The sequence below is a fragment of the Pseudomonas sp. NFACC08-1 genome, assembly GCF_900106735.1.
Taxonomy (GTDB): Bacteria; Pseudomonadota; Gammaproteobacteria; order Pseudomonadales; family Pseudomonadaceae; genus Aquipseudomonas; species Aquipseudomonas fluorescens_Q.
Genome location: NZ_FNNL01000003.1, coordinates 169,251 through 181,797, shown reverse-complemented (window position 1 = coordinate 181,797; position 12,547 = coordinate 169,251). Strand labels below are relative to the sequence as shown.

At 60.5% G+C, this 12,547-nt stretch carries 13 protein-coding genes; 8 read left to right on the top strand and 5 right to left on the bottom strand.

What is annotated here, in order from left to right; genetic code table 11:
- Nucleotides 1-13: 13 nt before the first annotated feature.
- A complete protein-coding gene (thiI, locus tag BLU76_RS07930; protein WP_092146464.1) occupies nt 14-1,468 on the bottom strand; it encodes a tRNA uracil 4-sulfurtransferase ThiI in 1,455 nt (484 codons plus the stop codon).
- A 328-nt stretch (nt 1,469-1,796) separates the two neighbouring features.
- Between thiI and glnA the strand changes: the two genes are divergently transcribed.
- The 6 genes from glnA (at nt 1,797) to ntrC (ending at nt 7,988) form a co-directional block, all read left to right on the top strand.
- The gene (gene glnA, locus BLU76_RS07920; protein WP_003196860.1) at nt 1,797-3,203 is read left to right on the top strand and encodes a type I glutamate--ammonia ligase; all 1,407 of its coding nucleotides are present in this window, start codon (nt 1,797-1,799) and stop codon (nt 3,201-3,203) included.
- A gap of 121 nt (nt 3,204-3,324) precedes the next feature.
- The gene (locus BLU76_RS07915; RefSeq protein WP_092146466.1) at nt 3,325-3,888 is read left to right on the top strand and encodes a chorismate mutase; all 564 of its coding nucleotides are present in this window, start codon (nt 3,325-3,327) and stop codon (nt 3,886-3,888) included.
- Between the two features lie 188 nt (nt 3,889-4,076).
- Entirely contained in the window at nt 4,077-4,595 is a 519-nt protein-coding gene (locus BLU76_RS07910) for a DUF4124 domain-containing protein (RefSeq protein WP_092146468.1), read from the top strand.
- A complete protein-coding gene (locus BLU76_RS07905; protein WP_092146470.1) occupies nt 4,592-5,215 on the top strand; it encodes a DUF4124 domain-containing protein in 624 nt (207 codons plus the stop codon). The genes BLU76_RS07910 and BLU76_RS07905 overlap by 4 nt, the downstream gene beginning before the upstream one ends.
- A gap of 254 nt (nt 5,216-5,469) precedes the next feature.
- The gene (glnL, locus tag BLU76_RS07900) at nt 5,470-6,555 is read left to right on the top strand and encodes a nitrogen regulation protein NR(II) (RefSeq protein WP_053117539.1); all 1,086 of its coding nucleotides are present in this window, start codon (nt 5,470-5,472) and stop codon (nt 6,553-6,555) included.
- Nucleotides 6,552-7,988, top strand: coding sequence for a nitrogen regulation protein NR(I) (gene ntrC, locus BLU76_RS07895; RefSeq protein ID WP_013692071.1), 1,437 nt, complete (start codon nt 6,552-6,554; stop codon nt 7,986-7,988). Before glnL ends, ntrC begins: the two co-directional genes overlap by 4 nt.
- Before the next feature lie 492 nt (nt 7,989-8,480).
- Here ntrC and BLU76_RS07890 read toward each other — a convergent pair whose 3' ends face one another.
- Nucleotides 8,481-8,921: a hypothetical protein gene (locus BLU76_RS07890; protein ID WP_086936680.1), complete on the bottom strand. Its 441-nt coding sequence runs from the start codon at nt 8,919-8,921 to the stop codon at nt 8,481-8,483.
- On the opposite strand from BLU76_RS07890, the gene trmL reads away from it, so the two are divergent.
- Nucleotides 8,920-9,375 carry a tRNA (uridine(34)/cytosine(34)/5-carboxymethylaminomethyluridine(34)-2'-O)-methyltransferase TrmL gene (trmL, locus tag BLU76_RS07885; RefSeq protein WP_092146474.1) on the top strand — a complete coding sequence of 152 codons (456 nt, stop codon included), beginning with the start codon at nt 8,920-8,922 and terminating at the stop codon, nt 9,373-9,375. The genes BLU76_RS07890 and trmL overlap by 2 nt on opposite strands.
- A gap of 118 nt (nt 9,376-9,493) precedes the next feature.
- Here the strand turns inward: trmL and secB are convergent, their stop codons facing one another.
- From secB to BLU76_RS07870, 3 genes are read right to left on the bottom strand one after another with little or no spacing between them, the layout of a single operon-like run.
- Nucleotides 9,494-9,976, bottom strand: a complete 483-nt coding sequence (secB, locus tag BLU76_RS07880) for a protein-export chaperone SecB (protein WP_063323358.1) — start codon at nt 9,974-9,976, stop codon at nt 9,494-9,496.
- Nucleotides 9,977-10,015: 39 nt separating this feature from the next.
- Nucleotides 10,016-10,270 carry a glutaredoxin 3 gene (grxC, locus tag BLU76_RS07875; protein WP_063323359.1) on the bottom strand — a complete coding sequence of 85 codons (255 nt, stop codon included), beginning with the start codon at nt 10,268-10,270 and terminating at the stop codon, nt 10,016-10,018.
- A 1-nt stretch (nt 10,271) separates the two neighbouring features.
- Nucleotides 10,272-10,685: a rhodanese-like domain-containing protein gene (locus tag BLU76_RS07870; protein ID WP_092146476.1), complete on the bottom strand. Its 414-nt coding sequence runs from the start codon at nt 10,683-10,685 to the stop codon at nt 10,272-10,274.
- Between the two features lie 152 nt (nt 10,686-10,837).
- On the opposite strand from BLU76_RS07870, the gene gpmI reads away from it, so the two are divergent.
- A complete protein-coding gene (gpmI, locus tag BLU76_RS07865) occupies nt 10,838-12,367 on the top strand; it encodes a 2,3-bisphosphoglycerate-independent phosphoglycerate mutase (RefSeq protein ID WP_092146478.1) in 1,530 nt (509 codons plus the stop codon).
- Nucleotides 12,368-12,547: the final 180 nt, after the last annotated feature.

Below are 12,547 nucleotides of genomic sequence, written 5' to 3'. Positions count from 1 at the left end.
CAGCCCCGGGCACTTAGCTCGGTCGATAAACGCGCACATTGGCATGCCCCTCACTGAGCAAATGGTGGGCATGCAGGCGACTCATCACGCCTTTGTCGCAATACAGCAGGTACTGGCGAGTAGGGTCCAGTTCCTTGAAACGCGCGTTCACGGCATAGAACGGCATCGTTTTTACCTCGATGCCGGCGATGTCCAGCGGGTCGTCTTCAGCGTCGTCCGGGTGACGGATGTCGATGATGATCTGACCGGCCAGCGCTTCGCCGACTTCTTCAATCTGAATGTCCTGGCCCAACTCATCGATGACTCGATCGATCGGCACCAGCCTGGCGTTTTCGAGCGCACGCTCGAGCACCGCCATGTCGAATTCTTTCTCTTCGTGCTCCACCCGCCCGCGCTTGGCCGCCGTCTTCGGATTGACCGAGATGACGCCGCAGTACTCCGGCATGTGCCGGGCAAACTCGGCGGTGCCGATTTCATTGGCCTGGTCGATGATGTCCTGCTTGTGGCTGGCGATCAGTGGACGCAAGACCAGTTTCTCGGTCACGCAGTCGATCACCGACAGGTTCGGCAACGTCTGGCTCGACACCTGGGAAATCGCCTCGCCGGTCACCAGCGCATCGATCTGCAGGCGATCAGCAATTCGAGAAGCGGCGCGCAACATCATACGCTTCAAAATGACGCCCATATGACTGTTATCGACTTTGCCGAGAATCTCGCCCAGGACTTCTTCGAATGGCACGCTCACAAATAACACGCGTTGGGAGCTGCCGTACTTCTTCCAGATGAAGTGCGCCACTTCCATCACGCCCAGTTCGTGGGCACGTCCGCCGAGGTTGAAGAAGCAGAAATGGCTCATCAACCCGCGACGCATGATCTGGTAGGCGGCCACCGTGGAGTCGAAACCGCCGGACATCAGCACCAGGGTCTGCTCCAGCGAACCCAGCGGATAACCGCCGATGCTGTTGTGCTGGCTGTGGATCACGAACAGCCGTTGGTCGCGAATTTCGATGCGCACTTCGATCTGCGGATCTTTCAGCGAAATACCGGCCGCGCCGCACTGTCGGCGCAACTGGCTGCCGACGTACTTCTCCACATCCATCGAACTGAACGGGTGCTTGCCGGCACGCTTGCAGCGCACCGAAAAAATCTTGCCGGCCAGGGCATCACCATAATGGAGCATGCACTTGGCAAGGATGTCGTCGAAATCCCCCAGCGGGTATTCATCGACTTGCAGGAAATGCGCGATGCCCGGCATGCAGCTCAGGCGCTCGGTCATTTCCTTCAGGACCTTGGGTTCACTGACACGGGTTTCCAGCTCGAGGTTGTCCCACACGCCATTCACCACCACGGCCGGGTCCAGGTCTCGGAGCACGGCACGGATGTTCTTGGCCAACTGGCGGATGAAACGCATCCGTACCGGGCGGCTCTTGATGGTGATCTCGGGGAAGACTTTTACGATTAGTTTCATGAAAACAGCGCGCGAACGGCCAGCCGAAAAAGGGGGGCGCGGATTATAGCGGAAATTGCTCAAGGTTTAACCAGTTTATGTGCAGATGGTTTTGCATGCACCAAAACAGGTCATTATCGATTGACGGCGCCACATTGCAGTGCGTTATTGTCTGACAATCTTTGATTTACGCCTTTAAAAGCGTGGATTTGGTGCAAAAAACCCATGCTGGGGCACTGGCATGCAATTTGCTCCCTTGTGAGGCAGGTTGCCTTGGCAGAGTATTCGCGCCGGCATCACCCATATCTAAGGGCACTCCACTACCCGCCCGAAGCCACCCGGAGGACATATGTCGAAGTCGGTTCAACTCATCAAAGATCATGACGTCAAGTGGATTGATCTGCGCTTCACTGACACCAAAGGTACTCAACATCACGTGACCATGCCGGCCCGTGATGCGCTGGACGACGAATTCTTTGAAATCGGGAAAATGTTCGACGGTTCCTCCATCTCCGGCTGGAAAGGCATCGAAGCCTCCGACATGATCCTGATGCCGGACGACGAAACCGCCGTCCTGGACCCGTTCACCGAAGAGCCGACCCTGATCCTGGTCTGCGACATCATCGAACCTTCGACCATGCAAGGCTATGACCGCGACCCACGCGCCATCGCCCACCGCGCCGAGGAATACCTGAAGTCCACCGGTATCGGCGACACCGCTTTCTTCGGTCCTGAGCCTGAGTTCTTCATCTTCGACTCGGTCAAATTCAAGTCCGACATCTCCGGCTCCATGTTCAAGATCTTCTCCGAACAAGGTTCGTGGATGTCCGACCAGGACGTGGAAGGCGGCAACAAAGGTCACCGTCCAGGCATCAAGGGCGGCTACTTCCCGGTTCCACCGTTCGACCACGACCACGAAATCCGTACCTCCATGTGCAACGCACTGGAAGAGATGGGCCAGACCGTCGAAGTTCACCACCACGAAGTGGCAACTGCCGGCCAGAACGAAATCGGCGTGAAGTTCAACACGCTGGTCAAGAAGGCTGACGAAGTCCAGACCCTGAAGTACTGCGTACACAACGTTGCCGACGCCTACGGTCGCACCGCGACCTTCATGCCTAAGCCACTGTATGGCGACAACGGTTCGGGCATGCACGTTCACATGTCGATCTCCAAAGACGGCAAGAACACCTTCGCAGGCGAAGGCTATGCCGGCCTGTCGGACACCGCCCTGTACTTCATCGGCGGTATCATCAAGCACGGTAAGGCGTTGAACGGCTTCACCAACCCGTCGACCAACTCCTACAAGCGTCTGGTACCCGGCTTCGAAGCACCGGTCATGCTGGCCTACTCGGCTCGCAACCGTTCCGCCTCGATCCGTATTCCTTACGTGAACAGCCCTAAAGCCCGCCGTATCGAAGCGCGCTTCCCGGATCCGGCTGCCAACCCATACCTGGCCTTCGCTGCTCTGATGATGGCCGGCCTGGACGGTATCCAGAACAAGATCCACCCTGGCGATGCCGCTGACAAAAACCTGTATGACCTGCCGCCTGAAGAGGCCAAGGAAATCCCACAGGTTTGCGGCAGCCTGAAAGAAGCCCTGGAAGAGCTGGACAAGGGCCGTGCGTTCCTGACCAAGGGCGGCGTCTTCAGCGATGACTTCATCGACGCTTACATCGCACTGAAAAGCGAAGAAGAAATCAAGGTTCGCACCTTCGTACACCCACTGGAATACGAGCTGTACTACAGCTGCTGATCCAGTAAACGCCGCCACGCACGGCGTGAATAAAGAGAGGCCTCCTTCGGGAGGCCTTTTTTATGGGTGCAGGTTACGTGCATGATGCCTCGTCGCTCCCCCATAGAAGACGAGACTGCCCATGACTTTGCGCTTCAAGCTCTGCCTTGCCCTGTCTGCCGCACTGCTGGCCTCCACCGCCGAAGCCGCCTCGGCTCGCGCCCCCGAGGCCCTTACCCCGTTGCTTAACGCCATTGGCGAACGCCTGGCCCTTGGCGATCAAGTGGCGTTGAGCAAATGGGACAGCCACAAACCGGTAGAAGACCGTCAGCGCGAGCGTGAAGTCATTGCCGCCGCCGTCGCCCAGGCACCGGCCTACAAGCTGAGTGGCGAAACCGTGGAAGCGTTTTTCGCCGCCCAGATAGAAGCCAACAAAATGGTGCAGTACATCAACCTGTCCGACTGGGCCCTGGAAGGCAAGGCCCCGGACCTCCCACGCCCGGACCTGGTGGGAGAGATCCGCCCGCAACTCGATCGCCTGCAAAAACGCCTGCTGCAACAACTGGCCGACTTCGCCCCCTACCGCACAGACCCGCAGTGCCCGCAATGGCTGGCCCGGGCCACCCACCACAACAAGCAGCACCCGGTGCACCGCCTCGCCCTGATCCGAGCGACCGGTGAGCTGTGCATCTCCCCAAAAGCCTAAGACAGCCCTCCTCCCCCTGTGGGAGCGAGCCTGCTCGCGATGAAGCCTGCACATTCAACATCTCAGCGTCTGACACACTGCTTTCGCGAGCAAGCCCGCTCCCCCAGGGTTTGGGTGCAACAACTTGGGCCAACCATCCGCCCTGGCCTATGCTGCACCCATCACTTTTCGTTTTCGGTCGATTTTCCATGGGTCGTGGTTTTTCAATCATCCTGTTGTTGCTGCTGGCACTGCCCGCCGCCGCGCAGATCTACAAGTACACCGACGCCGACGGCAACACCGCCTACAGCAACCAGCCGCCCCAAGGCGTGCCGGCCCAGGCGGTGGAGTTGCCGCCGCTCAACAGCATCGAACGCCAAACCCCGGCCAGCCCGAAAACACCGCCAGCCCCCGCCAACAGCGACGAGCCGCGCAATGCCTACGAGATATTGGAACTGACGGACATCCCCACCGACGAGGCCCTGCGCGCCAACAATGGCACCTTCACCGTTGGCGTCCGGGCGCAACCACGCCTGCAGAGCCCGCATCTGTTCCGGCTGTTGCTGGACGGCCAACCCTACGGCCAGGCGTCCAACGTGCCGCGCCTGCAATTGGTGAATATCGATCGGGGCGAGCACAGCCTGGCGGTTCAAGTCATCGACGGGGACAATCTCGTGCAACAGAGTGAAACCGTGACGTTCACCGTGCAGCGGGTGCACCAGCCGTGATCCGCTGGCTGATCGCCCTAGGCCTTTCGCTGGCCGCGCTGCCGGGCATGGCACAGGTCTATACCTACATCGACGCCCAGGGCAATCGCGTCTTCACCGATCAACCGCGCCCCGGCAATGCGAAGAAGGTACAGCTGCCCCCCGCCAACCGCCTGCCAACGCCGCCCGCCAGCACAAACCCTCCGCCCGCGGCAGAAGTCCCGTCCAAGCCACTGTTCCATTACGAAATGCTCCGGCTGCTGATCCCGGAGCCGGACGCGACGATACGCAGCACCGCAGGCGAACTGATCGTCAGCGTCACCAGCGAACCCGGCCTGAAAAAAGGCCACCGCTATCGCTTGTTGCTCGACGGCCAGCCAACAGGCGCGCCGGGGCCAAGCCCGGTGTTTGCCTTGAGCAACATCGATCGAGGCACCCATCAACTGGCGGTAGAAATCCTCGATGAGCAGGACCACATCGTCGAACGCACCGCCAACCAGCCCTTCCATATGCAACGCATGTCCCTGGCGCAAAAGCGCCGCATCAAACCCTGCGCCACGGCCGATTACGGTCAACGCCCCGAGTGCCCCCTCGCCGAAAAGCCTGAAGAAGAAAAAAGCAGCATCTTGCCGTTCTTCTGATGCCGTTCAGGTTGGCGCACTATATTGGTGCAAACACTTGCACGCTACTCAGTTTCCAAACCCATTTTGGTTCGAAAGTACCCGAAAAAGCTGGCAGAACGCCACGCAACTGGGCGAAAAACACCCTTTTGAGGCTCTAAACGCTTCTTTTCGGAGCCTTGGTTTGGTTTTTGCATTTTCCTTTGTAACAGCGCATTAATCGCGCGCGCAATTTGGGACCGGTCCCGAGTTGCTACGCTCCAAAAGAGGTCCTGATGACCATTAGCGACGCACTACACCGCTTGCTGCTCGACAACCTCACCACCGCGACCATCCTGCTCGACGCCGAACTGCGCCTCGAGTACATGAACCCGGCGGCCGAGATGCTCCTGGCCGTCAGTGGCCAGCGCAGCCACGGGCAGTTCATCAGCGAGTTGTTCACCGAGTCCGCCGAAGCGCTCAACTCCTTGCGCCAGGCGGTGGAACAGGCCCATCCGTTCACCAAGCGCGAAGCGATGCTCACCGCGCTGACCGGCCAGACCCTGACCGTGGACTACGCGGTTACGCCGATCCTGAACAATGGCGCCACCCTGCTCTTGCTGGAAGTCCACCCGCGTGATCGCTTGCTGCGTATCACCAAGGAAGAAGCACAATTGTCCAAGCAGGAAACCAGCAAGATGCTGGTGCGCGGCCTGGCCCACGAGATCAAGAACCCCCTCGGCGGGATTCGTGGCGCGGCGCAGTTGCTCGCCCGCGAACTGCCGGAAGAAAGCCTCAAGGACTACACCAACGTCATCATCGAAGAAGCCGACCGCCTGCGGAACCTGGTGGACCGCATGCTCGGCTCGAACAAGCTGCCATCGCTGGCGATGTGCAACGTCCATGAGGTGCTGGAGCGGGTCAGCAGCCTGGTGGAAGCCGAAAGCCAGGGCTGCATCACCTTGGTGCGCGACTATGACCCGAGCATTCCCGACGTCTTGATCGACCGCGAGCAAATGATCCAGGCAGTGCTGAACATCGTGCGCAATGCGATGCAGGCCATCAGCAGCCAGAACGAGCTGCGCCTGGGCCGCATCAGCCTGCGTACCCGGGCCATGCGCCAGTTCACCATCGGTCATGTGCGCCATCGCCTGGTGACCAAGATCGAAATCATCGACAACGGCCCGGGCATCCCTGCCGAGCTGCAGGAAACCATCTTTTTTCCCATGGTCAGCGGCCGTCCGGACGGTACCGGGCTGGGCCTGGCCATTACCCAGAACATCATCAGTCAGCATCAGGGCTTGATCGAGTGTGAAAGCCACCCCGGCCACACCACCTTCTCGATCTTCCTGCCACTGGAACAAGGAGCCACATCGACATGAGCCGTAGTGAAACCGTGTGGATCGTCGATGACGACCGTTCTATCCGTTGGGTCCTGGAAAAAGCCTTGCAACAGGAAGGCATGACCACCCAGAGCTTCGACAGCGCCGATGGGGTGATGAGCCGCCTGGCGCGTCAGCAACCGGACGTCATCATCTCCGACATCCGCATGCCTGGCGCCAGCGGCCTGGACCTGCTGGCGCGGATTCGCGAACAGCATCCACGGCTGCCGGTGATCATCATGACCGCCCATTCCGACCTGGACAGCGCCGTGGCGTCCTACCAGGGCGGCGCTTTCGAATACCTGCCCAAACCATTCGACGTCGATGAAGCCGTGTCGCTGGTCAAACGCGCCAATCAACATGCCCAGGAACAACAGGGCATGGAAGAGGTGCCGGCCCTGGCCCGCACACCGGAAATCATCGGTGAAGCGCCGGCGATGCAGGAAGTGTTTCGCGCCATCGGGCGCCTGAGCCACTCCAACATCACCGTGCTGATCAACGGCGAGTCGGGCACCGGTAAAGAACTGGTGGCCCACGCCTTGCACCGTCACAGTCCACGAGCGGCATCGCCGTTCATCGCGCTGAACATGGCGGCGATTCCCAAGGACCTGATGGAGTCCGAGCTGTTCGGCCACGAAAAAGGTGCGTTCACCGGCGCGGCCAACCTGCGGCGCGGGCGCTTCGAGCAAGCTGACGGCGGCACGTTGTTCCTCGATGAAATCGGCGACATGCCTGCGGACACCCAGACCCGCTTGCTGCGCGTGCTGGCCGATGGCGAGTTCTATCGGGTGGGCGGGCATACGCCGGTCAAGGTGGACGTGCGCATCATCGCCGCGACCCACCAGAACCTGGAAACCCTGGTTCATGCCGGCAAATTCCGTGAGGACTTGTTCCACCGCCTGAACGTGATCCGCATTCATATCCCGCGCCTGGCGGATCGTCGCGAAGACATCCCGACCCTGGCCAGGCACTTCCTCAGCCGCGCGGCCCAGGAATTGGCGGTCGAGCCAAAGCTGCTCAAGAGCGAAACCGAGGAATACCTCAAGAACTTGCCGTGGCCGGGCAACGTGCGTCAGTTGGAGAACACCTGCCGCTGGATCACGGTGATGGCTTCGGGTCGCGAAGTGCACATCAGCGACCTGCCGCCAGAGCTGTTGAGCCTGCCGCAGGATTCGGCTCCAGTGACCAACTGGGAGCAAGCCCTGCGCCAGTGGGCCGACCAGGCCCTGTCCCGTGGCCAGTCGAGCCTGCTGGACAGCGCGGTGCCGAGTTTCGAGCGGATCATGATCGAGACCGCCCTCAAGCACACCGCTGGCCGCCGCCGCGACGCCGCGGTGCTGCTGGGTTGGGGCCGCAATACCTTGACCCGCAAGATCAAGGAATTGGGGATGAAGGTCGATGGCGGGGATGATGATGACGGGGATGAGGGCTGAAAGGCCTTAGTTCTTCGCTGATCAGTAGGGCCAATCGCGAGCAAGCTCGCTCCCACAGGGGAAACAATTCCTGTGGGAGCGAGCTTGCTCGCGATGCTTTTAAAGGCTTCATGCACCGCATCAATGCACTGCGAACCGCAATGGCACATGCACCACCGGCCAAAACCAATCGGCCCAGCTCGAAAAAAAACCGCACAAACAAGACAAAAGCCCCGGAACACGGGGCTTCTCGACTCAGCAGCAGTTTTTTTGTGACAAGCCATTTAAAACTGGCACGCCCCCTGCAATAGCTCAATCACTACCCAGTTTCGGGGACCTTGGTACAGGCAGGCCGGGGATTCCCCATTTTATACCGGGCTCATCGAGCCCACTGTTTTGGGGGCCTTGATACAGGCAGGTCAAGGTTTCCCTTCTTTGCACCAGGGCTGGACCTTCGCGGTAAGCCCTCCCGTTTTGGGGACCTTGGTACAGGCAGGCCGGGGATTCCCTCTTTTATTGCTCCTGGAGACGGACCTCCAGCCGCCAGCGGTCATCGACCTCGCTGCCGGTCCACGCCCCGCGCAATGGACGCGCCGCCACCAACGTCAGCAACAACCCCTTGTCACTCAACCGCACCCGCCAGTTCACGTCCTTGCCGTTGAGCTTTAACTGGCCGTTCTGCGATCGCCCTTCTGCTTCGAACAACAGCGCCACCGAGCCGTCGATGACTTCCCCGTGCAGCTTGGGTTCAGTGTTGAACCAAGCCACCACCCCACCGTCTATCACCTCGACCTGCTGCAGCACGCTCGGTTCAGGCGTGGTCAGGCGTCCGATCATCAATCCGACCATCATGCCGAAGATCGCCAACGAACCCATCACCCGAGGCATTAGCTTCGAACGTCGGTCGGTTTGCAGCGTAGAATGCCGCTCATCTTCATCTGCGGAGCCGTGCATGTTTCACGTCATCCTTTTTCAACCGGAAATTCCGCCGAATACCGGCAATGTCATCAGGCTGTGCGCCAACAGCGGCTGCCACCTGCATTTGATCGAACCGCTGGGCTTCGAGATGGACGACAAGCGCCTGCGCCGTGCCGGCCTCGACTACCACGAGTATGCCACCTTGCAGCGCCATGCAGACCTCGCCAGTTGTCTGGAAAGCCTCGGGCATCCGCGCCTGTTCGCCTTTACCACCAAGGGTTCGCGGCCGTTCCATGACGCCCGCTTCGTCGCCGGTGATGCGTTCCTGTTCGGCCCGGAAAGCCGTGGCCTGCCGGCCGAGGTGCTGGACGCCTTGCCCGACGACCAGCGCTTGCGCCTGCCAATGCGCGAAGGCTGTCGCAGCCTGAACCTGTCCAATACCGTGGCAGTGGCGGTTTATGAGGCGTGGCGGCAGAACGGCTTTCAATAACACCTGATAACAAATGTGGGAGCGGGCTTGCTCGCGAATAGGGAGAGTCAGTTGACATCAATGTCGCCTGACACACCGCTTTCGCGGGCAAGCCCGCTCCCACAGGGTTTGCGTCGAATTACTGAACGGTCGCGCCGCCTTCTTGCTGCATGCGCTGCAATTCTTGCGCGTACAGGGCATCGAAGTTCACCGGAGCCAGCATCAGGGCCGGGAACGAACCGCGGGTCACCAGGCTGTCCAGGGTTTCGCGGGCGTAGGGGAACAGGATGTTCGGGCAGAACGCACCCAGGGTATGGCTCATCGAAGCCGCATCCAGGTTCTTGATCAGGAAGATCCCGGCCTGCTGCACTTCGGCGATGAACGCCACTTCTTCACCGTTCTTCACGGTCACCGACAGGGTCAGCACCACTTCATGGAAGTCGTCTTCCAGGGCCTTCTGGCGGGTGTTCAGGTCCAGGCCGACGCTCGGCTCCCACTGCTGGCGAAAGATCGCCGGGCTTTTCGGGGCCTCGAAGGACAGGTCACGGACATAAATGCGCTGCAAGGAGAATTGCGGTGCGGCTTCTTCTTCGCTGGCAGCTGTGTTCTGTTGGTCAGTCATCGCAGATCCTTCTTACTTTCAGGTTCTTGAGTGGGAAATTCAGGCCTTGAGCATCGCGTCGAGCTTGCCGGCGCGCTCCAGGGCGAACAGATCATCGCAGCCGCCCACGTGGGTGCTGCCGATCCAGATCTGCGGCACGGACGTGCGTCCGGCCTTTTGGGTCATTTCGGCGCGCAGTTGCGGCTTGCCGTCGACCTTGATCTCTTCGAAAGCCACGCCTTTGTTCTGGAGCAGGTACTTGGCTCGAGAGCAATAGGGGCAGTAATCGCTGGAATAGACAACGACGTGGGCCATCTCACTTCACCAGGGGCAGGTTGTCGGCTTTCCAGCTCGTAACGCCACCGGAGAGCTTGGCGGCGGTGAAACCGGATTTCATCAACTCGCGGGCAAGGGTACCGGCGTGCTGGCCTTGGGCATCCACTAGGATCAGCGTCTTGGCCTTGTGCTTTTCCAGTTCGCCGATGCGCGCGATCAGTTTGTCCTGGGGAATGTTCAATGCCCCGACAATGTGACCGGCGGCGTAATCCTTGCTCGGGCGGATGTCCACCACCACACCGGCATCCTTGTTGACCAGCGCCGTCAGCTCGCCGGTGCTCAGGCTACGACCGCCACCCTGCATCGTATGGGCGACCAGCAACGCCAGCAGTACGACGAAGATACCGACGAGAATGTAGTGGTTAGTGGCAAATTCAATCAGGTGAGCAACCATCGAAGGAGGTTCCAGGGCGTTAAAATGTCGGCCAGTATACACAGCACGCAAGGCCGGCCAAACCCCGCCCGGCGGTGACGCCGTCGGAACTTACCTTTAAACTGCCCGTCCCTTTTCCATCGTCTTCTTTTAACCCGCCACGAGTGGATTCCATGACTACCACGCCTAAACCTTTGGTCCTGATGATTCTCGACGGCTTCGGTCACAGTGACAGCCACGAATCCAATGCCGTGTATTCGGCCAACAAGCCCGTGCTGGACCGCCTGTGGGCCACCGTGCCCAACGGCCTGATTTCCGGCAGCGGCATGGACGTCGGCCTGCCGGACGGGCAGATGGGCAACTCCGAAGTCGGCCACATGAACCTCGGCGCAGGCCGCGTGGTGTATCAGGACTTCACCCGTGTGACCAAATCGATCCGCGACGGTGAGTTCTTCGAAAACCCGACCATCTGCGCCGCCGTGGATAAAGCCGTGGCCGCCGGCAAGGCCGTGCACTTCATGGGCCTGCTGTCCGACGGTGGCGTGCACAGCCATCAGGACCACCTGATCGCCATGGCCGAACTGGCCTTCAAGCGCGGCGCCGAGCAGATCTACCTGCACGCGTTCCTCGATGGCCGCGACACCCCGCCGAAAAGCGCCACCTCGTCGATCGAACTGCTGGACGCCACCTTCCAGGCCCTCGGCAAGGGGCGCATCGCCAGCCTCATTGGCCGCTATTACGCCATGGACCGTGACAACCGTTGGGACCGTGTGTCCCAGGCCTACAACCTGATCGTCGACGGCAGCGCCGAATTCAACGCCGCCACCGCCCAGGAAGGCCTGCAGGCCGCCTACGAGCGCGGCGAAAGCGACGAGTTCGTCAAGGCCACCACCATTGGCGAGCCGGTCAAGGTCGAGGACGGCGATGCCGTGGTGTTCATGAACTTCCGCGCCGACCGTGCTCGCGAACTGACCCGCGTGTTTGTCGAAGACGATTTCAAGGAATTCGAACGCGCCCGCCAGCCGAAACTGGCCGGTTTCGTCATGCTGACCCAATACGCCGCCAGCATCCCCGCACCATCGGCCTTCGCCGCCGGCAGCCTGGAAAACGTGCTGGGTGACTACCTGGCGAAAAACGGCAAGACCCAACTGCGCATCGCCGAGACCGAAAAGTACGCCCACGTGACGTTCTTTTTCTCCGGCGGCCGCGAAGAACCCTTCCCGGGCGAAGAACGCATCCTGATCCCCTCGCCGAAAGTCGCCACCTACGACCTGCAACCGGAGATGAGCGCGCCGGAAGTGACCGACCGCATCGTCGAGGCCATTGAAAACCAGCGTTACGACGTGATCGTGGTCAACTATGCCAACGGCGACATGGTCGGCCACAGCGGCGTGTTCGAGGCGGCGGTCAAGGCCGTGGAATGCCTGGACACCTGCGTTGGCCGCATCGTCGAAGCCCTGGAAAAGGTCGGCGGCGAAGCATTGATCACGGCTGACCACGGCAACGTCGAGCAGATGTCCGACGAATCCACCGGCCAGGCCCACACCGCTCACACCACCGAGCCGGTGCCGTTCATTTATGTCGGCAAGCGTGACTTCAAGGTCCGCGAGGGCGGCGTGCTGGCTGATGTGGCGCCAACCATGCTGATGTTGCTGGGCATGGAAAAGCCGGCGGAGATGACCGGGACTTCGATTCTGGTTTGATTCAACACAACCCCCTTGTGGGGCTTGGTGCTCCTCACTTAAGGAAGTAGATGAACCTGTGGCGAGGGGATTTATCCCCGCTGGGGCGCGAAGCGCCCCCAAAACCCGAGCATGCGGTGTGTCAGATGGGTTGGGAGGGACTGCTTCGCAGTCCAACGGGGATAAATCCCCTCGCCACAA